We start from the raw sequence: 20,028 nt of genomic DNA on the forward strand, positions 1-20,028 counted from the left end.
AATATGCAACTGCCGCCTCTGGCGGCCTATGTGCATATCCCCTGGTGCGTGCGTAAATGCCCCTATTGCGACTTCAACTCGCATACCCATCAGGGCGGCCTGCCCGAGGACGCCTATATCGATGCGCTGATCGCCGATCTGGATGCAGATCTGGCGGATGCGCACGACCGCGAGCTGACCTCGATTTTCTTCGGCGGCGGCACACCCAGCCTGTTTTCCGCCGCCAGTCTCGGCCGGCTGCTGGAGGCCATGCAGCAACGACTGCGCTTTGCCAGCGATATTGAGATCACCCTGGAAGCCAACCCCGGCACCTTCGAGCAGGCCAAGTTCAAGGACTACCGCACCGCCGGTATCAACCGCCTGTCCATCGGCATCCAGAGCTTCAACCCCGAACACCTCAAGGCATTGGGCCGTATCCATGATGGTCACGAGGCGTTGGCCGCAGTGGACATGGCGCGCCGCGCCGGCTTCGACAATCTCAACCTGGACCTGATGCACGGTCTGCCCAGTCAGACACTGGAGCAGGCTCTGGCCGATATCGAGCAGGCGATTACGCTGGGGCCGGAGCATCTGTCCTGGTATCAGCTGACGCTGGAGCCGAACACGGTGTTCTATTCACGCCCACCGAAACTGCCCGAAGACGACGTGCTGTGGGATATCCAGGAAGCCGGACAGGCGAGGTTAGCCGAGGCGGGTTACGCCCAGTATGAAATCTCCGCCTATGCGCGGGATGGTCGCCATGCCCGGCACAACCTCAATTACTGGCAGTACGGCGACTTCCTCGGCATCGGCGCCGGCGCACACGGCAAGCTGAGTCATGCCGACGGACGTATCGAACGCTACTGGAAAACTCGCCAGCCGACCGACTATCTGAACCCGGACAAACCCTTCTGCGCCGGTCGCAAGACCCTCACCGCCAGCGAACTGCCCTTCGACTTCCTGATGAATGCCCTGCGTCTGGTCGGTGGTGTCCCCAGCGCCTGGTACACCGAGCGCACCGGCCAGGCCATCGCCGACATGGCCCCCGTGCTGAACAGCGCCGTGGAACGGGGCTTGCTCGAACCCTGGCAGCAGCAACTACGCCCTACCGAGCAGGGCCGGCTGTTTCTCAATGATCTGCTGGAAATGTTTCTCTGAATCAGCGGCCTGCGTAACGGCTAAACCGGGACGCAGAGCGTCCCAGCAGGCATTCCCACGCTGGAGCGCGGGAACGATCAGGGATTGTGCCGCCTTGCCAGCTCGGCGGTAGCAGGCAAGCGCGGAGTTTCCGATGGTTCCCATGCTCCGCGTGGGAACCGCGCCGTGGACGCTCCGGCGTCCGAACCAACAGCCGCACTACGGCTAAACCGGGACGCAGAGCGTCCCAGCAGGCATTCCCACGCTGGAGCGCGGGAACGATCAGGGGTTGTGCCGCCTTGCCAGCTCGGCGGTAGCAGGCAAGCGCGGAGTTTCCGATGGTTCCCATGCTCCAGCGTGGGAACCGCGCCGTGGACGCTCCGGCGTCCGAACCAACAGCCTGCTCGGCATAAAACCGGGACACCAAGCGTTCCCATACTCTAAGACAGCATCGTCCACGCTGTTCATATCCAGTCATTCACAACATCCGACCTTCCCGCCTACGCTTGCCGCTCGGCACTCGTCGCCCTACAGTGAATGCTCATCCTTCTGCCATCTGCGACCATGAGGTGTCCATGCCATCTTTCAGCTTCGCCACGACCGCCCGCATTCTCTGCGAGACGGGTGCTGCCAGCCGCCTTGCGCAACTATGCCGGGAGCGGGACGCGCAGCGGGTGTTGATTGTCACTGACCCCGGTATTACTCAGCTGGGTCTGCTCGGTGATGTACTGCCGGGGTTCGCTGATACCGGCATGAGTATCGAGGTATTCGATCAGGTCGTGGCCGATCCGCCAGAGGAGGTAGTGCTGGCCGCCATTCGTCAGGCACGGGAGATGAATGCTCAATTGGTCATTGGCTTTGGTGGCGGCAGTTCGATGGACGTCGCCAAGCTGGTGGCGCTGCTCGCCCATCCGCACAGCCAGCAAAGCCTGGCCGACATCTACGGTGTGGATAATGCCCGCGGCCAGCGCCTGCCCCTTATTCAGGTGCCAACCACCGCCGGCACCGGCTCCGAAGTCACCCAGATCGCCATCATCACTACCGGCGCCACCACCAAGACCGGCGTGGTCTCGCCTTTGCTGCTACCCGATCTGGCGGTGCTGGATGCCGAATTAACCCTCGGACTGCCACCAGCGGTCACCGCAGCCACCGGCATCGACGCCATGGTGCATGCCATTGAGGCTTACACCAGCAAGCTGAAAAAGAATCCGCTGTCCGACATGCTTGCTCGCGAGGCACTGCGCCTGTTGGCCGGGAACCTGGACGAGGCGGTGCACAACGGCAGCAACCGCGAAGCACGCCAGGCCATGCTGCTCGGCTCACTGCTCGCCGGACAAGCCTTCGCCAATGCGCCGGTGGCGGCGGTGCATGCGCTGGCCTACCCACTGGGCGGGCATTTTCATATTCCCCATGGGCTATCCAATGCGCTGGTACTGCCCAGCGTGATTGCTTTCAACGCACCGGCAGCCGAGTCCCTGTATGCAGAGCTGGCGCCGCTGCTGGTGCCAGACTGCAATCCCGGCGACGACGCCAGCCTGACCGATCAGCTGATCACCGCCTTGTCCCAGCTCAGCCCCCGCTGCAACCTGCCCAGTCGCCTGCGCGATGCCGGCGTGCCGGAAAGCAGCCTGGAACTGCTGGCCAGCGAGGCGATGCTGCAACAGCGACTGCTGGTCAATAATCCGCGGGAAGTGACAGAAGCGGATGCACTGGCGATCTATCGGCAGGCGTATTGAGTGCTATTGACTGGCTATTTATAAGATAAGGAGGGCCTGCTTCGCAGGCCGTCGCCGCGACGGCCCGCACGGCGGGCCTAGGGAATAATACGCGATGACCCCGAGAGCTATTGCATGACCACCAAACCCCAACGCACCGACTACCCCTACCTGCACCCGATCACCACCCGCTGGCACGACAACGATATCTACGGCCATATCAACAACGTCACCTATTACGCCTTCTTCGACAGCGCGGTGAACAGCTGGCTGATCAATGAGGGCGGGCTGGATATCCATGACGGGGAACAGGTGGCCTTTGTGGTCAGCTCCGGCTGCGATTACTTCGCGCCGGTGGCCTTTCCCGAGCCGATCGAGATCGGCGTGCGGGTAGTGAAGCTGGGTAACAGTTCGGTGCATTACGAACTGGCGCTGTTCAAGGCCGGGGAGACCGACGCCTGCGCCGCTGGGCGTTTTGTCCATGTGTTCGTCGAGCGCACCAGCAACCGCGCCTGTCCGATACCATCGGGGCCACGCGCGGCGCTGGAGCGATTGCTGCTCAGTTGATCACTTGAAGGGACGCTCTTCCCACCAAGGGAAGAAATCAGGACGGTCCTGGCTGGTGCTGAGCTTGAACTCGGGGGCACGCTTTTCCAGGAAGGAACGCACACCTTCCTTCGCATCCTCGGATTCGCCCATAAAGGCAATCGCCCGGGAATCGACCTTGTGCGCTTCCATCGGGTGGTCAGCGCCAAGCATCCGCCACATCAGCTGCCGGTTGAGCAGCGCCGACATGGGCGAAGTATTATCCGCGATCTCCCGGGCCAGCTCGTAGGCCGCCGGCAGCAACTCATCCGGTTCGTGGATGCTACGGATCAAGCCACCCTTGAGCGCTTCCTCGGCACCGAACACACGGCCGGTAAAAGCCCACTCCATGGCTTGCATAGGACCGACCAGACGCGGCAGGAACCAGCTGGAGCAGGCCTCCATGGTGATACCTCGGCGGGCAAACACGAAACCGAACTTGGCGTTGGTCGAGGCCATGCGGATATCCATCGGCAGGGTCATGGTCACGCCCACGCCCACCGCTGCACCATTGAAGGCGCCGATCACCGGCTTGGTGCATTCGTAGATGCGCAGGGACACAGTACCGCCGCCATCGCGCAGATCGGCGCCCTCGGGCTGATCGCTACGCGTATGCCGGTTGAAGGTATCGCCGCCCTTCTCCAGATCGGCGCCGGCGCAGAAGGCACGCCCCGCACCAGTGACAATGATCACCCGCACGGCATCATCGGCATCCGCTGCATCAAAAGCCGCGATCAATTCGCGACGCATTGGGCCATTGAAGGCGTTCATCCGCTCGGGGCGGTTGAGGGTCAGGGTGAGAATACCGTCCTGTACCTGATAATCGAGGGTTTCAAATTGCATGGTGGCTCCGCTGCAGAGTGTTGTTCTGGATGGAAGCCAGTGTAGGTAGCAGGGCCCGATCGGACCATTACTCTTGGTAATCGCTATGGGAGGTCATAGGCGACACAGATCGGCGTGCGGGAGCGATCTGAGTGGCGGGCAGGCGCAGAGTCATGTGGTGCTGAGTGGGAGCGGCCTTGCCCGCGAATGGCTGCCGGAAACCTTCGCGGCCAAGACCGCTCCCACCAGATACCGCCCGCTGTTACATCACAGGCTAGTCCACCCGCTCGAACTTCAGATCCCAGACCCCATGTCCAAGACGCTCACCGCGCTTCTCGAACTTGGTGATCGGGCGCTCATCCGGACGGGGGACGAAGGTGCCATCGGCTGCCTGGTTACGGTAACCGGGCGCTACGCTCATGACTTCAAGCATCTGCTCGGCATAATGCTCCCAGTCGGTAGCCATATGCAGCACGCCGCCGATCTTCAGCTTACGCCGCACCACTTCGGCAAACGCCGGCTGCACGATGCGCCGCTTGTTGTGCTTCTTCTTGTGCCAGGGGTCAGGAAAGAACAGCAACAGGCGGTCGAGGCTGCCATCGGGAATCGCCTGGTTCAGCACTTCGATGGCATCGCAGTCGTACACCCGCAGGTTCTGCACACCGGCATTGAGTGCGCCATTGAGCAGCGCGCCGACACCGGGACGGTGCACTTCGATACCGATAAAGTCCTGCTCCGGCGCAGCCTGGGCCATTTCCAGCAGGGAATGCCCCATGCCGAAGCCGATCTCCAGGGTACGTGGCGCCTGACGGCCAAATACCGCATCCAGATCCAGCGCGCCATCAGCCAGGCTCAGACCAAACTGCGGCCAGCCCTTCTCCACGCCACGTTGCTGGCCTTCGGTCATGCGCCCGGCACGCATCACGAAACTGCGGATGGTACGGCGCGGCTGACTTTCGCCGTCCGGGATCTGCTCCACCGGGTCCTGGCTCTCGTTCATCTCACTCATTTCCGACAAAGGTTCCTTCCAGAGGCGAGGAAGCAGCGGCATACAGCCGGCGTGGCATGCGCCCCGCCAGGTAAGCACCACGACCAGCGAGCACAGCATGCTTCATCGCCTCGGCCATCAATACCGGCTTCTGCGCCCCGGCGATAGCGGTATTCATCAACACGCCGGCACAGCCCAGCTCCATGGCGATGGTCGCGTCCGACGCGGTACCCACACCGGCATCGACCAGCACCGGCACGGTGGCTTCTTCGAGGATGATGCGCAGGTTGTAGGGGTTGCAGATGCCCAGACCGGAACCGATCAGGCCGGCCAGCGGCATCACTGCCACGCAGCCGATTTCGGCCAGCTGGCGGGCAATGATCGGGTCGTCGCTGGTGTAAACCATGACATCGAAGCCATCCTTGACCAGCACTTCGGCGGCCTTGATGGTTTCCACCACGTTGGGGAACAGGGTTTTCTGGTCGGCCAGCACTTCCAGTTTGACCAGATTGCGGCCGTCCAGCAGCTCACGCGCCAGACGGCAGGTGCGCACCGCATCCTCTGCGGTGAAGCAGCCGGCGGTGTTGGGCAGAATGGTATAACGGTCCGGTGGGACCACGTCGAGCAGATTGGGCTCGCCGGGATTCTGGCCGATATTGGTACGGCGGATGGCTACGGTGACGATCTCCGCGCCGGAGGCTTCGATTGCCTGGCGCGTTTCGTCCATGTCCTTGTACTTCCCGGTCCCAACTAAAAGACGGGAACGGTAACGAACACCGGCAATTTCCAGCGCATCTTGCTGCATATCTGTCATAGGTTTCTCCGCGGCAACCAGAGAGGTGTTCTAGCCGCCGCCAATGGCGTGGACGATTTCGACCCGATCACCGTCGTTCAGACGTGTGTCGGCATACTGACTACGCGGCACAATCTCCAGATTCAGCTCGACGGCCAGTCGCTTGCCGGTCAATCCCAGGTGCTCGACCAGGTCGGCCAGGCTGATGGAGGAATCGAGAGGATGGGCTTCGCCATTCAATTTGATCTGCATGAAACAACTCGATGAAGTCAGGAATCAGGCCGGTCATGATAGCGTGAAAGGAGCTTGCCTGCCTATTGTTGGGCGTCTTGGCAGCGCGTCACAGCGAACGCCAGACCCCCACTCCGAAACACACCCAGGCCGCGAGAAAACACACCCCACCGATGGGCGTGACCATGCCCAGGCGCAGGCCGCCGAGGGTCATCAGATACAGGCTGCCGGAGAACAGCAGAATACCAACCACGAACAGCGCCCCTGAGGCCTTGAACAGCGCACTTTCAGGCCAGCGCAACAGCAGCAGTGCCACCCCGATCAGCGCTGCGGTGTGCCAGAGCTGGTACTGCACTCCGGTCTGAAACACACCCAGCATCTTCTCCGGCAACCGGCTGCGCAGAGCGTGGGCGGCGAAGGCGCCCAGCGCCACACCGGTGAAGCCGCTGAACGATGCCAGCAGCAACAGAAGCTTGGTCATCAATGAAGTCTCCGTCTCGATGGGTTTATACTGCGGCACATTCTACACCACCCTTTTTGCTGGCAGACGAGCCGACCCCATTGAAGACGATTCTGCGCAAAACCGCCAAATGGCTGCTGATATTACTGGTGCTCAGCCTGCTACCGGTCATCCTGTTTCGCTGGGTGCCGGTGCCCGGTTCGATGCTGATGGCCGAGCGCTGGGTCGAAACCCGCAGTGATGATCGGCAGCTGGATTTTCAGAAGCGCTGGCTGCCTTACCGGCAGATACCCGACAACATCAAGATGGCGGTGATCGCCGCCGAAGACCAGCGTTTCGCCGAGCATCATGGTCTCGACCTCAAAGCCATACAGGCCGCCCTCCAGCATAACCAGCGGGGCGGCAATCTGCGGGGTGCGAGCACCCTGAGCCAGCAGGTTGCCAAGAACCTGTTTCTTTGGTCCGACCGCAGCTGGCTGCGCAAGGGGCTGGAAGTCTGGTTCACTCTGGCCATCGAGACGCTCTGGCCCAAGCAACGGATTCTTGAGGTGTATCTGAATATCGTCGAATGGGATGAGGGCGTGTTCGGTGTCTCCGCCGCGGCCGAACACCACTTTGGCGTAGCCGCTGGCGTCTTATCCGACCAGCAAGCCGCTCAGCTGGCTGCCGTATTGCCCAATCCGCGCCGCTGGAGCGCTGCCAGTCCAACGGCCCATGCTTTGCAGCGCAGTCGATGGATCCGGCAACAGTCCCGGCAGTTAGGCGGCGCACACTATCTGCGACAGATGGAAGCCGGACGCGACTGGCCGCAATGGCTGACCCTGACGCACTGGCAGCAGCAACTGAACAAATAACAGACGCACCTGTCAGTCGTTCACCGTCAGCGCATCCAGCCGTTGAGCCAGACTGCCACGGGACAGCTCCCCGAGGCGGATATCCTGCATGAGTCCGTCAGCATCAAAAAACAACGTTACCGGTAGGCCCCGCTGACCCAACATGTGGCCCATTTCCACACCGCGATCCAGCAGCACATTGCTCAGCTCCAGGCGATCACGCTGCAGGAAATGCTGAACCGTGACGGCATCTTCACCCTGGTTGAGAAATACAAAATGCATGTCCGGGTTCTGCTCCTGCATCTGCTGAAACATGGGCATCTCCCGGCGACAGGGGCCGCACCAGCTGGCCCAGAGATTGATCACTGTCGGCTTGCCTGCGAAGCTCGGCAGGGAGGCCGCCTCGCCATCGAGCGAAGTCACCGGCAGGGCCGGCAGCGGCCGGTTGGCACCGGTCGGTAACGTCGCCAAAGCCACCACCAGCAACAACCCCAGGCTGACCGTCGACATGCCCTTGACGACCGGCCTGGTGATCGCCGGGCGTCGGTACGCGACCCACAATGTGTAACCCCAGATCGCCGCCAGCCCCCACCAGGGGTTCCAACCGCCATCGCGGATATCGAGCAGGCTCATTGGCTCGGCCAGATACGCATCGGCGTAACTCAAAACGAACCCCAATCGAGCTGCCACCAGCCCTGCCAGCAACGCCAGCCAGACCTGCGTTTCCGCCTTCACGCCGACACGCTTGGCTTCCCGTCCTGCTATCCACAGCGCCAGACACACCGCAATCAGCACCAGCAGTGCGTTGAGCGGAATGGAAAGCGGCCCTATGGGTACAAATATATTCATCAAGGATCTCCCTGGTTCTATTCCCGGCGCTAGGATAAACCAGCCACAACGCTTACCAACCTCTCCCCACCAGCAAAAATTGTTCCGTAATGATTCCTTTCTTGCCGATGGGACGGTTGCGCCCGTTAATTTGAGCGGGCACGCAGATACCCATCATCAACGCGACACATCTTGAGGCGGTTTTGCGAATGATGCCCGGCAAGGTCACCGGCTGGAGTGTCTGAACACATTGTTTGAACACAAAGGGGGAAGTACATGGCGCGGACGAGTGCTGCGCAGGATAGCCTGAACCGGCTGGATAACAGATGAGCTGAAACGGCGAGGCCGCCAGAGCTGGCGGCCCGTGCTGATCTTTAAGCGGCTTTCTTGGCAGCTTTTTTCAGCGCCTTGATTTTCTTCTCGTGCTTCTCGACCTTGGCTTCGCGCGCCTTGATCTTCTGCTTGATGGATTTGACGTTCTTCTCGGCGGTTACTTTAGCTTTCTTGGACATTTTATATTTCCTTTCTATTGGGGCGGTTCACTGGGTTCATGCTTCTTGATGAACTTGCGAATGAACTGCCGAATTTCGCGAGCGGCGGTGGTATCCAACTGTTCGCATAACTGCACGAACTGCTCGCGCTCTTCAGTACTGATACGAATCAGCAGCTGACTGTCCTTCTTGTTGGGCTTCACTTTTCTGGGCTTATCTGACATGTGTGCACTCGCTCAAAAAAATGAATTTCAACTCAGAAGTGAATATACATTGTATATACGTTTTTAGTTAAAGCAAGTCTGTTAAAGCGGCAAGGGCTGGGTAGGCCGTCGTAGGCAAGCGCTAATGCTGGGCCAACCAGTCGCGTAGCTCACTGGGAAGCAACCCCGTCCAGCGGCGCAGGGAACGCCGGAAGTTGGCTCTGTCATTGAAGTTGAGGTATTCCGCTACCTCGTCACTGGCGTAACCACGACTCTGATAGAGATCCATCGCTACACTGGCGCGAGCCCGATCAAGTTGCTGCTGAAAACCCGTGCCGTGTTTGTGCAATTTGCGCTTGAGTGTGGCCGGGCTCATGCCGAAGGCCTCGGCTACCCCTTCCAGGCGCAGCGGCTGACGGACGTGCTCTACCAGATAGTCATGCAGGCCATCCAGCAGACTGCGTTCGGCTGGCAGGGCATCCAGCATGGCCAACCCTTCCTGCTCTGCGACCTGGCCAGCAGTGACCGAGGCATTGGCCCAGGACTGATGCAGGAAGCTGTGCGGCAGACACATCTGATTCAATGGGCAACCAAAGCGCAGTTCCTCGCCCAGATGCACCCAATACTGCTCGATATAGCGCGGCTGTTTGCAGGCGAGATGGAATATCCATGGCAACCGCTGCCCGGACAGCCACTGGCTCATGCCGGTCACCGCAGCCATGCTCGCCTCGATAAGAAAGATGCCCTGCGCCTCAGCGCCAAAGCTGTCGCCCCACTCCAGCCAGACATATTGCTCATCTATCCGCAGCCGCAACCGCAGCAATGGCCAGAGCAGCGGCTGCAGACGCACCAGCCGCTCCAGCGCTTCCAGCAGGTTGGCGGCATGCCGCAGGGCATGACTGGCGGCGCCATAATGCCCGGGCAACCACTGCTGGCCGATCAGGAAGCTGCTGTCATCGGCCGGGAGTTGCTGCTGCAGATTGCTGATCAGGCGCAGAAACTGCTGCGGGCTGATCACGCGATTACCGGTGAGAATATCTTCGTGGAACAGCCCTGTGCCCTGCAGCAGCCGGTGCCCATTCACGCCCCGACCCAACGCCAGGTCAATCAGGCTGGCGGGTTGGTAGTGCGCCGGAATGAAGCGCGTATCGCACTCCAGCCAGTGGCTGCTCCGTTCGATCCTATCCATAGCGCACCGTCAGGCTCTGCTTGGCCCGGCCCAGGGTGATGTTCAGCCGCTGCAACAGGGTTTCCGTGTCCTCGTCACGGGCCATCAACGCGACCACGCTGGCCGATAGCTCCAGGCGCTCGCCCTGACGATGGCTCTTGTAGGCAAGACTGCGCACCGCCTGTTCCAGTTCTTCGGCCAGTACCTGCGCCTGGCGTTCACCGGTGTGCGGCAGGATCACCACAAAACGATCACCCGCCAGCCGACACAGCAGGTCATGCGGGCGCAGGTTGAGCAGCATCAATTGAGTCAGAACCTGCAACAGCCGGTCGCCCTCGGCCTGCCCATACTCGCGATTTACCCGGGAGAAGGCGTCCATATCCAGCATGATCAGCGAAATCGGCTGCCTCGCCGCTGCCGCTTCCGTCAATGCCATCTGTAGCTGCGATCGCAGGTACTTGGCATCGCCCAGCGGGGTCAGCTTGTCGAACTGACGGTGCTCACGGAACACCCGCTCACGGTTGCGCATCTGCTCGTTGATCGCCAACTGCTCCTGATGCCAATGGTAGATCCCCAAAGTCATCAGGATAAAGCCAATCGGCATGGGCCCGGATTCCAGCCAGCCGTCCCAGGTCACGGCATCGGGTAATGCCACGAACTCGTCAACACTGTCCATGAACAGACTGAAGAACAGACAGGCCATCCCCATGAACAGCAGATTGGTCACGTAACCGGCAGGCCGACTCTTGAGCAATAACCCCAACCAGGTCAGCAGCAGTATCGCCGACCCCCCTTCCCCGGCGATATCCAGCCAATCCCAGGCGGCCACCGGTTTGATCTCACCGGCGAGCAGGTGCAGCAGCACGCCGGTGTTGGCGGCAACCAGCAACAGGGTGAGCTTGATGCGATGGGGGGCAAGCATGGATGTCATGGCAATTCTCCTGATTGCCGGTCAGCTAAGCAGCTGAGTGTGACAATCCGGTGGCAGCCGGGGAGTCATATCAGCTCAGGGCAACGACCGGATTGCCGGATCAACAGCCAGACTGGGGGCGCCAACCCCCATGGCGGGGCGGCGCACGATCGGACGCCCTGCCCGGCACGGAGTCAAATCAGCTCAGAACCGACAACTTACATCCCTTATCCAGCCTTTTGGCGACCTTTACCCACCACATCGTCACATAACTGACATCTGCCCTGCCTAACGTTCAACCCCACAACGGCCCCGCCAACGGCCGCACATTTCAGGGGAAGAACAATGACTGTGCAACTCGCTACCGCCCGGCGCACCGGGTTTCGCCTCAGCGCTCTGGCGCTGGCTATCGCCGTAAGCGCGCCGCTGGCTGCGCAGGCGCAGCAACCGGAAGTGGTTGATGTGATCGGCCAGGCCGCCCAACTGGAGCAGGCACTGGATGATCAGCGCCGCGCCAATACCGTCAAGAGCGTGGTGCATGCCGACGCCATCGGTCAGTTGCCCGATGACAACGCCGCCGAGGCGCTGCAGCGCATTCCCGGCCTGTCGGTCGAGCGCGACCAGGGTGAAGGCCGTTTTGTCCGGGTGCGCGGGCTGGGCTCTGACCTGAACAGCGTAACCATCAACGGCACCCTGGTACCCGCGCCGGAGGACGACCGCCGCGCGGTAGCCATGGACGTATTGCCCAGCGAACTGATCCAGTCGCTGTCGGTGGTCAAGACCCTGACGCCGGACATGGACGCCAACTCCCTGGGCGGCACCATCGAGGTGGAAAGCCTGTCGGCCTTCGACCATGACGGCCTGTTCTATAGCCTCAGCGCCGAGGGCAGCCATGACGATAACACCAGCAAGAACAGCCCGAAAATCTCCGGCGCCTTCAGCAACCGTTTCAGCATCGGTGATGGCGTAGACAACTTCGGCGTCGCCGCTGCCCTGAGCTGGCAGGAGCGCGAGTTCGGTTCGGACAACGTGGAAACCGGCGGTGCCTGGGACTTCGATGATGGCAACCGGCTGGAGGAAGTTGAGCAGCGTCGCTACGACATCACCCGCGAGCGCACCGGTCTCGGCCTGAACTTCGACTACCGCCCGGATGAGCACAGCGAAGTCTGGCTGCGCACTCTCTACAGCCGCTACAAGGACGACGAGGTGCGTCAGGCTCTGGTCACCGAGTTCGCCGATCCGCAATTGTCCGGTGAGCTGGGCGATGCGGAAGTCACTCGCGAGCTCAAAGCCCGCGAGGAGACCCAGGAGGTCAAGAGCTTCGTATTCGGTGGCAAGCGCCAGATCGGCGACTGGGGCATCAGCGCCCAGGCCGGCTACAGCAAGGCCGGCGAAGACAGCCCCGGCGGTATCGGTAATGCCGCCTTCGAGGGAAACGATGACTTCAGCAATATCGGCTACAACGGTACCCGCAAACCCCGCTTGCGCAGCGGTCAGGATATGCATGACCCCAACAACTTCAGCCTGACCGAAGTGGAATGGGAGAAGCAGAAGACCACCGACACCGAAAAGAACATCAAGCTCGACCTGACGCGCGATTTCTACCTGAGCGGCATGCCCTCGCAGCTGGCCTTCGGCGGCAAGGTGAGCCGCCGAGAAAAAGACAACGACCTGGATATCTGGACCTATGAAGACTTCGATGAGCTGGGTTTCAGCGATGCTCAGCTGAACCTGTCCGGTTTCACCCGCGGCACCACCGATTACGGCCTGGGCCGTTTTGGCCCGGAAATCTCCGACAGTGCGGTGAAAAGTCTGATCAGCGGGCTGGGTAGGGACGGCTTTTACAACGAAGAGGAGTCGCGCATCAATGACTTCACCATCGAGGAAGACATCAACGCCGCCTACCTGATGAACACCCTGGATATTGACGACCTGCGCATCATCGCCGGTATCCGCTATGAAAGCACCAAGCTGAAGGCCAGCGGCACCGGTCTGGACAATGGTGAGTTTGTCGCCAATAACACCAGCAACAAGTATGACCACTGGCTGCCGGGCCTGCATGCCATCTACCAGCTCAACGACAAGACCCAGATTCGCGCCGCCTGGACCAACAGCGTGGTACGCCCGACCTTCGGCCAGCTGTTCCCCGGCTTCATGATGGATGATGACGAAGCCGAATTCGGCAACCCGGACCTCAATCCGCTGGAATCCGCCAACTTCGACCTCGGCATCGAGCATTACATGGGCCGTGCCGGTGCCGTGTCGGCGTTCCTGTTCTACAAGGATATCGACAACTTCGTCTATACCGCGGATATCGCCGGCACCGGTGACTATGCCGGTTTCAGCGAAGCCATCACATCGGTCAACGGCGACAGCGCCGAGGTCTATGGCCTGGAGCTGGCCTATTCACAGAAGTTCAGCTGGCTGCCCGCCCCGTGGAACGGCTTGCTGCTGAATGCCAACACGACCTTCACCCACTCCGATGCCGACATCGAACAGTTCGACCCGGACCTGGGCGCCATGCGCAGCCGCAGTATCAGCCTGCCGGGGCAGTCGGACGTCACCGGCAACCTGACGGTCGGCTGGGAAAACGACAGCCTGAGTATGCGCCTGTCGGCCAACTATAAATCCGACTATCTGGACGAGGTCGGCAATGTGCTGGACTCGCGCTATGACTACACGGTGGATGACCAGCTGTTCGTCGACTTCAGCGCCAGCTACTTCCTGCGCGACAACCTGCAGCTGTTCTTCGAGGCGCAGAACCTCACCGATGAGTCCTATTACGTCTACACCGGCAGTCGCCGCTATAACGCCCAGTACGAGGAATACGGCCCCAGCTACAAGATCGGCCTGACCCTGACTCACTTCTGACCGACCGGCGCGGCAGCCCGCCGCGCCCCTTCTTGCCTCAGCTACAAGGACTATTCATGCAACCCCGATTTCGCCTGACCCCACTGGCCGCACTGGCCCTGTCCGGTCTGCTCAGCGCCTGCTCCGGCGGCGCTGCCGATAACAATACGGTCCTGGCAGCCGATCAGCCAAGCGCGCACCTCGACCGCAAGGTGCAAAACGCAGCCCTGCAAGCCTGGTCGCCGGTCCACGCCCAGGGCGCCGAATCCTGGCTGCTGCTGGACAACGGCCAGCGCCTGGCAGCCGACGCCGATGGCCTCTGGCTGCTTGATGACAGTGGCCAGAGACTGACCCAACACCCCGGCAGCTTCAGCACCCTGGATGCCCGGGTACTGGATGAGCAACTTCTGATCGCCACCACCGAAACCGCCCTGCAGCAACCGACCCTGCTGCAAACCGACAGCGACAACCTGACCGTACGCCGCAAACTGGTGCTGCCGAGCAGCGACTACCGCATCGAGAATCTGTGCCTGTACCGCGATGATGCCAGCAACTTGCACCTGTTCATCATCGGTGAGGAAGGCAAGGGCGATCAGTGGCTGGTCGGTTCTGCCCGTCAGTTGCTGGATCAACCCGCCCATGTGCGCAGCCTGGGTCTTCCGCCGGAAGCCGAGCATTGCGCGGTGGATGAGCAGCAGCATCTGCTGTACGTCAACGAAGAAAGCGTCGGCATCTGGGCCTACGGCGCCCATCCCGAAGCGGAGCTGGACCGCCAGCCGGTGGACATGCTCGAACCCTTCGGCGGTCTGCAGGAGTTGGTCGCCGGTCTGGCTGCGGTACCGGGCGGCCTGCTCGCGCTGGATGCCGACGCCCGCCAACTGCACAGCTACCGTGTGACAGCGGATGGTTGGAACCCGCTTGCACCGCTGGCGTTGGAAGGCACCGTCGAGCCTGAGCGGCTGGCGGCGCGTACAGCCGACGGCCAGATCGAACTGCTGATATTGGATGGTGACGACGGCCGGCTGTACCAGAGCCGCATCGACTGGCCCGAAACGAAGCTGACCCACAGCGAGCCACTGCCGGTGCTATCACCGCTGGTGCAGACCGAGCCGGTACCCAGTGTCGGTGATGCCGCCGACGATCCGGCCATCTGGCTGCACCCCACCAACCCTGCCCAGTCCCGCGTGCTGGGCACCGACAAGCGTAACGGTCTGGCTGTTTACGACCTGCAGGGTCAGCAGTTGCAGTACCTGCAAATCGGGCGCCTGAACAACGTCGATGTACGCCATGGTTTCCAGCTCGGCGAGCAACAGCTCGATCTGGCCGTGGCCAGCAACCGGGATCACAACAGTCTGCATCTGTTTGGCATCGACCCGGTCTCAGGTGGCCTGCGCGATCTGGGCCAGATCGCCACACCGCTGGAGGAAATCTACGGCTTGTGCATGGGCCAGGCCGCAGATGGCCGCATCTATGCCATCGCCAACGACAAGGACGGCCGCTTCCTGCAATACCGGCTGGATGGCCACAGCGGCGAAGCACGCGGCGAGCTGGTGCGTGAATTCTCCGTCACCAGCCAGCCCGAGGGCTGCGTAGTGGATGACCAGCGCCAGCGCCTGTTTATCGGTGAAGAAGGCGAAGCGGTCTGGGCGCTGGATGCTGGCGAAGATGCTTCCACCGAAATGACCCGGGTGATCAGCGTCGACGACCCGATCGAGGCCGATATCGAGGGCTTGGCCATCTACCAACATCCGGAACATCCCTATCTGGTGATCTCCAGCCAGGGCAACGACAGCTACGTGGTAACCGACGCCGAGCCGCCCTTCGCCCTGCGCGGCAGCTTCCGCGTCGGCCTGAACAGCGAGCTGGGCATCGACGGGGTATCGGAAACAGACGGTCTGGAGGTTACTTCAGCCAACCTCGGCGGCCCCTGGAGCGCCGGCATGCTGATGGTGCAGGACGGTCGCAAGCGTATGCCCGAAGGTAACCAGAACTACAAATACGTGCCCTGGCAAGCCATTGCCGACGCACTGCAACTGGATTGAGGAATAGATACCCATGGAAACCACCCACAACATGTCACCCTGGACGCTGATTGCCGAAGCCAGCCTGCTGGTGCAACTGGTCATGCTGGTTCTGGTGCTTGCCTCGCTGATCTCCTGGTTCCTGATCATTCAGCGCAGCAGCCTGATGGGCTCGGCCAAGCGTTCGCTGACACGCTTCCAGAAGAATTTCCGGTCGAAGGACACCGACCTCGCGCAGCTGTACCAACAGCAGCAACCCGACAGCCTTGGCGTCGAAGGGATCTTCCACGCCGGTTACCACGAGTTCACCCACATGCAGGGCCAGGACAGCGAGCCGGAAGCAGTGATGGAAGGCGTGCAGCGCGCCATGCGTGTGGCCATTTCCCGGGAAGAGGAGCGGCTGGAAAAGCACTTGCCGTTCCTCGCCACAGTCGGTTCGGTCAGCCCCTATATAGGGCTGTTCGGCACCGTGTGGGGCATCATGAACTCCTTTATCGGCCTGTCGCAGACCGAGCAGGCGACCCTGGCAGCGGTCGCCCCCGGCATCGCCGAGGCACTGATCGCCACCGCCATCGGCCTGTTCGCAGCCATTCCCGCGGTGATCGCCTACAACCGCTTTGCCGCGCGCAGTGAGGGGTTGATCAACCGCTACTACACCTTCGCCGAGGAGCTCTCGACCATCCTGCACCGACGCCTGCACAACCGTAAGGGGAATTGAGCCATGCGCCCCGCCCGTAGAAAGCTCCGGCCCAACGCGGAAATGAACGTGGTGCCCTATATCGATGTGATGCTGGTGCTGCTGGTGATCTTCATGGTCACCGCGCCGATGCTCACCCAGGGCGTGCAGATCGAACTGCCCAAGGTCGCCAGCGAAACCCTGGCCAATGACGATCCACTCAATATTGTCACCCTGTCGATAGATGATGGTGGTCACTATCACTGGAACGAAAGCGACACGGTGAATACCGAGGAGTACACCGACAGCGCCGACTCGCTGGAAGAGATGCGCCAGCGTATCAGCGCCCTGGTCGCCGCCAGACCCGACACCCAGGTATTCATCCGGGCTGATCGCCACGCCGATTACGGCGCGGTGATCGAAGGCATGGCCGCTCTGCAACAGGGCGGCATCACCCGATTGAGCCTGATTACCGAGGCCCCCTGAAGCATGAAAGCGTTGATCCCGAACACCACGCCACGCCGGGCCCGCCGCGCCGACAGCTGGTTGCTGCCTGCCGCAATCACCCTGCTGTTGCACGGTGGGGCCATCTGGATGCTCTACAGCAGTTGGTCACCCGAGCCGCCAGCCAGCGCACCGCCGTCGGTGATGGTCATGCAGCTGGTCACCCTTCCCAGCCCGGCACCGGAGCCACCCGCGCCTGAACCTGAACCGCTGCCCGAGCCGGTAGTGGAAGCCGAGCCGCCAACACCGGTGGAGCCGCAGGTGGATCAGTCCGAGATCGCCCGCAAACGAATAGAAGAACAACAGGAACGCGAGCGCCTGGAACAGCAACGCCTGGCCGAGCAGCGCCGCCAGCAGAAACAGGAAAGACAACAGCAGGAAGAACGCGCTCATCACGAACAGCAGCAACGTGAATTGGCCGAACAACGCGCCCTCGAAGAACAGCAACGGCTGGCCGCCGAGGCCGAAGCCCAAGCGCTGGCCGACGCTTCGGCGGCACGCCGCGCCGCCGAAGCCGCCGCCATTGCCCAATATCAGCCGATCAGCAAGGAACCACCGGCCTACCCGAGACGTGCCCTGGATCGCGGACTGGAAGGCGACTGTACGGTGAGCTACACGGTTACCCAGGAAGGCCGAGTCAGCGATCCACAGGTGGTCGAAGGGGCTTGTGACGATCCGTCGTTCATCCGCCCGTCTGTGGCCGCCGCCAAGTCCTTCCGCTACCAACCGCGGACGGTCAATGGCCAGCGTGTCGCCGTATCAGATGTGCGCAACACCTTCCGCTACCGCATTCAATAACGAGCAGAACATGAGACAGGAACACCTTCACTACCACGACGACCTGCAAGCGGTCGACGACCGCAAACTCAACCCGAGTCAGGCCGCCGATCTGGACAGCATCATCAACCGCAGCCGCCGCCAGGTACTCAAGGGCGGACTGGCACTGGCCGCCATCGGCCTGTTTGGCGGTGGACTGCTCGGTTGCCAACGCAACCCTGGCACCCCAGGCGCCACCCCACTGCTGGGCTTTACCGGCGTGGCGGCACAGACCGCTGCGGACTTCGATCAGGTACTGGTCGCCGAGGGTTATAGCGCACGGCCCTTCTTCAGTTGGGGCGATGCAGTAATGGATAACGCCCCGGACTGGCTGGATGACGCCTCCCAGGACTGGCAGACCCAGCTGCTCCAGGCCGGCGACAACCACGATGGCATGCACTTCTTCCCCTTCGAGGACGCGCCCAACGCGCATGGTCTGCTGGTGATCAACCACGAATACATCAACCCGACGCTGCACAGCAACGGCTTCAGCTACACCGATCTGGAAGATGGACGGCGTCAGCGTCCGCTGGCTCAAGTACGCAAGGAACAGGCGGCTCATGGCGTCAGCGTGTTAGAGATCCGCCGGGATGCCGATGGCCAGTGGCAGCGGGTGTCCGGTTCGCGTTACCACAGACGCATCAGCGCCATGACACCGATGGCTGTCAGTGGTCCGCTGCGTAGTGATGTCCGCATGCGCACCGCCAGCGACCCGAGCGGTACCGACGTATTGGGCACCTTGAACAACTGCTCGATGGGCGTCACGCCCTGGGGCACCTACCTGACCTGCGAAGAGAACTTCCACAACTACTTCGTCAACCGCGACGCCGCCGACCACGCCAGCCGCCCGACTCACCAGCGCTATGGCATCGGCCAGGGTCAGCGCAGCGCCTATTACGCATGGGAGTCGGTAGATCAACGCTTCGATGCCACTCCTGATCCTTCAGCGGAGCATCAAGGCCATGTAAACGAGCCCAATCGCTTCGGCTGGGTAGTGGAAATCGACCCTTTTGATCCGGACAGCAAACCGATCAAGCGCACCGCCATGGGCCGCTTGAGCCGGGAATGTTCGGTGGTCTCGCTGGGCGATGATGGGCGCATGGCGGTATATTCCGGCGATGACGCCCGGGGTGAATACGTCTGGAAGTTCGTGCCCGATGGACGTCACGATGCCAGCAAGCCTGATGCCAGCCGCCAGCTGCTGGACAGCGGCACCCTGTACGCCGCCCGTTTCAACGAGGACGGCAGCGGCGAATGGCTGCCGCTGATCTGGGGCGAGAACGGGCTGACTGAAAGCAATGGCTTTGCCGACCAGCAGGCAGTGCTGCTCAATGCTCGCGGCGCCGCCGACATCCTCGGTGCCACACCCATGGATCGTCCGGAATGGGTTGCCGTACACCCGGTCAGCCGCGAGGTATACATCACCCTGACCAACAACCGCGACCGCGGCAGCCGCTTCCCGGTGGATGCCGCCAACCCCAGAGCCAACAACCAGCACGGCCAGATAGTGCGCTGGCGCGAAGCCAACGCCGACCCGACCGCCACCCGCTTCGAGTGGGATGTGTTTCTGCTCGCCGGCGACCATCCCGGCGCAGAGGATGCCGATGGCCAGCCGCTGCCGGACAACCTGATCGGCAATATCCAGGGGGACATCTTCTCCTCACCTGACGGCCTGGCCTTCGACGGCGCGGGCCGCCTGTGGATCCAGACCGACTCCGACGAAGAGGCGGCTCACACCGTCAACACCGGCTGCAACCAGTTGCTCTGCGCTGACCCGCAGACCAAAGAAGTACGGCGTTTTCTGGTCGGGCCCCGCGGGAGCGAGATCACCGGCATCACCTGGACGCCCGACTACCGCACCATGTGGGTCAACGTCCAGCACCCCGAGATCAGCTACCCCGCCAGCGACGGCCACAGCCGTCCGCGCTCCACTACCGTGGTTATTACCCACAAGGATGGCCAGGTGATAGGAGTTTAACCCCACGTCCATAACACCCATGCCAACACCAACACAGAAC

The 20,028-nt window shown here is 61.7% G+C and carries 21 protein-coding genes; 10 read left to right on the forward strand and 11 right to left on the reverse strand.

Annotated features, from left to right (window positions below):
* Nucleotides 1-3 precede the first annotated feature (3 nt).
* Nucleotides 4-1,137: a radical SAM family heme chaperone HemW gene (hemW, locus tag INT39_RS16090; RefSeq protein WP_193075011.1), complete on the forward strand. Its 1,134-nt coding sequence runs from the start codon at nucleotides 4-6 to the stop codon at nucleotides 1,135-1,137.
* Nucleotide 1,138: 1 nt separating this feature from the next.
* Here hemW and INT39_RS16095 read toward each other — a convergent pair whose 3' ends face one another.
* Entirely contained in the window at nucleotides 1,139-1,540 is a 402-nt protein-coding gene (locus tag INT39_RS16095; protein WP_193075012.1) for a hypothetical protein, read from the reverse strand.
* 151 nt (nucleotides 1,541-1,691) lie between these two features.
* Here INT39_RS16095 and INT39_RS16100 point away from each other — a divergent pair, with 151 nt between their 5' ends.
* Complete coding sequence (locus tag INT39_RS16100; protein ID WP_193075013.1) at nucleotides 1,692-2,852, forward strand: iron-containing alcohol dehydrogenase; 1,161 nt, start codon at nucleotides 1,692-1,694, stop codon at nucleotides 2,850-2,852.
* Between the two features lie 114 nt (nucleotides 2,853-2,966).
* Nucleotides 2,967-3,398, forward strand: coding sequence for an acyl-CoA thioesterase (locus INT39_RS16105; protein WP_193075014.1), 432 nt, complete (start codon nucleotides 2,967-2,969; stop codon nucleotides 3,396-3,398).
* Here the strand turns inward: INT39_RS16105 and INT39_RS16110 are convergent, their stop codons facing one another.
* From INT39_RS16110 to INT39_RS16130, 5 genes are all read right to left on the reverse strand, one after another.
* On the reverse strand, nucleotides 3,399-4,259 hold the full coding sequence (locus INT39_RS16110) for a crotonase/enoyl-CoA hydratase family protein (protein ID WP_193075015.1): 861 nt from the start codon (nucleotides 4,257-4,259) through the stop codon (nucleotides 3,399-3,401).
* Between the two features lie 253 nt (nucleotides 4,260-4,512).
* Nucleotides 4,513-5,238: a tRNA (guanosine(46)-N7)-methyltransferase TrmB gene (trmB, locus tag INT39_RS16115; RefSeq protein ID WP_193075016.1), complete on the reverse strand. Its 726-nt coding sequence runs from the start codon at nucleotides 5,236-5,238 to the stop codon at nucleotides 4,513-4,515.
* A 1-nt stretch (nucleotide 5,239) separates the two neighbouring features.
* Nucleotides 5,240-6,040: a thiazole synthase gene (locus INT39_RS16120; protein WP_193075017.1), complete on the reverse strand. Its 801-nt coding sequence runs from the start codon at nucleotides 6,038-6,040 to the stop codon at nucleotides 5,240-5,242.
* Between the two features lie 30 nt (nucleotides 6,041-6,070).
* Nucleotides 6,071-6,271 (reverse strand): sulfur carrier protein ThiS, encoded by a 201-nt coding sequence (thiS, locus tag INT39_RS16125; RefSeq protein ID WP_193075018.1) that lies wholly within the window; start codon nucleotides 6,269-6,271, stop codon nucleotides 6,071-6,073.
* A gap of 88 nt (nucleotides 6,272-6,359) precedes the next feature.
* On the reverse strand, nucleotides 6,360-6,731 hold the full coding sequence (locus INT39_RS16130) for a DUF423 domain-containing protein (RefSeq protein WP_193075019.1): 372 nt from the start codon (nucleotides 6,729-6,731) through the stop codon (nucleotides 6,360-6,362).
* A gap of 80 nt (nucleotides 6,732-6,811) precedes the next feature.
* On the opposite strand from INT39_RS16130, the gene mtgA reads away from it, so the two are divergent.
* Entirely contained in the window at nucleotides 6,812-7,564 is a 753-nt protein-coding gene (gene mtgA / locus INT39_RS16135) for a monofunctional biosynthetic peptidoglycan transglycosylase (RefSeq protein WP_226944833.1), read from the forward strand.
* 12 nt (nucleotides 7,565-7,576) lie between these two features.
* Here the strand turns inward: mtgA and INT39_RS16140 are convergent, their stop codons facing one another.
* The 5 genes from INT39_RS16140 to INT39_RS16160 all read right to left on the reverse strand — a co-directional run bounded on the left by INT39_RS16140 (nucleotide 7,577) and on the right by INT39_RS16160 (nucleotide 11,164).
* The gene (locus INT39_RS16140; RefSeq protein ID WP_193075021.1) at nucleotides 7,577-8,392 is read right to left on the reverse strand and encodes a TlpA disulfide reductase family protein; all 816 of its coding nucleotides are present in this window, start codon (nucleotides 8,390-8,392) and stop codon (nucleotides 7,577-7,579) included.
* Nucleotides 8,393-8,745: 353 nt separating this feature from the next.
* Nucleotides 8,746-8,883 (reverse strand): hypothetical protein, encoded by a 138-nt coding sequence (locus INT39_RS16145; RefSeq protein WP_193075022.1) that lies wholly within the window; start codon nucleotides 8,881-8,883, stop codon nucleotides 8,746-8,748.
* A gap of 14 nt (nucleotides 8,884-8,897) precedes the next feature.
* Complete coding sequence (locus tag INT39_RS16150; protein ID WP_193075023.1) at nucleotides 8,898-9,086, reverse strand: hypothetical protein; 189 nt, start codon at nucleotides 9,084-9,086, stop codon at nucleotides 8,898-8,900.
* 121 nt (nucleotides 9,087-9,207) lie between these two features.
* Complete coding sequence (locus INT39_RS16155) at nucleotides 9,208-10,254, reverse strand: AraC family transcriptional regulator (protein WP_226944834.1); 1,047 nt, start codon at nucleotides 10,252-10,254, stop codon at nucleotides 9,208-9,210.
* Nucleotides 10,247-11,164, reverse strand: coding sequence for a GGDEF domain-containing protein (locus tag INT39_RS16160; RefSeq protein ID WP_193075024.1), 918 nt, complete (start codon nucleotides 11,162-11,164; stop codon nucleotides 10,247-10,249). Before INT39_RS16160 ends, INT39_RS16155 begins: the two co-directional genes overlap by 8 nt.
* 324 nt (nucleotides 11,165-11,488) lie before the next feature.
* Between INT39_RS16160 and INT39_RS16165 the strand changes: the two genes are divergently transcribed.
* Genes INT39_RS16165 through INT39_RS16190 form a run of 6 tightly spaced genes read left to right on the forward strand, consistent with a single transcriptional unit; the run spans nucleotide 11,489 to nucleotide 19,988 of the window.
* Entirely contained in the window at nucleotides 11,489-14,014 is a 2,526-nt protein-coding gene (locus tag INT39_RS16165; protein ID WP_193075025.1) for a TonB-dependent receptor, read from the forward strand.
* A 56-nt stretch (nucleotides 14,015-14,070) separates the two neighbouring features.
* Nucleotides 14,071-16,035, forward strand: a complete 1,965-nt coding sequence (locus INT39_RS16170; RefSeq protein ID WP_193075026.1) for a phytase — start codon at nucleotides 14,071-14,073, stop codon at nucleotides 16,033-16,035.
* Between the two features lie 13 nt (nucleotides 16,036-16,048).
* Complete coding sequence (tolQ, locus tag INT39_RS16175; RefSeq protein WP_193075027.1) at nucleotides 16,049-16,732, forward strand: protein TolQ; 684 nt, start codon at nucleotides 16,049-16,051, stop codon at nucleotides 16,730-16,732.
* A 3-nt stretch (nucleotides 16,733-16,735) separates the two neighbouring features.
* Nucleotides 16,736-17,176, forward strand: coding sequence for a protein TolR (tolR, locus tag INT39_RS16180; protein WP_193075028.1), 441 nt, complete (start codon nucleotides 16,736-16,738; stop codon nucleotides 17,174-17,176).
* A gap of 3 nt (nucleotides 17,177-17,179) precedes the next feature.
* Nucleotides 17,180-17,992 carry an energy transducer TonB gene (locus tag INT39_RS16185; protein ID WP_193075029.1) on the forward strand — a complete coding sequence of 271 codons (813 nt, stop codon included), beginning with the start codon at nucleotides 17,180-17,182 and terminating at the stop codon, nucleotides 17,990-17,992.
* A 10-nt stretch (nucleotides 17,993-18,002) separates the two neighbouring features.
* Nucleotides 18,003-19,988, forward strand: a complete 1,986-nt coding sequence (locus INT39_RS16190) for a PhoX family protein (RefSeq protein WP_193075030.1) — start codon at nucleotides 18,003-18,005, stop codon at nucleotides 19,986-19,988.
* The last annotated feature ends 40 nt before the right edge of the window (nucleotides 19,989-20,028 follow it).

It is taken from the genome of Pseudomonas sp. FME51 (assembly GCF_014897305.1).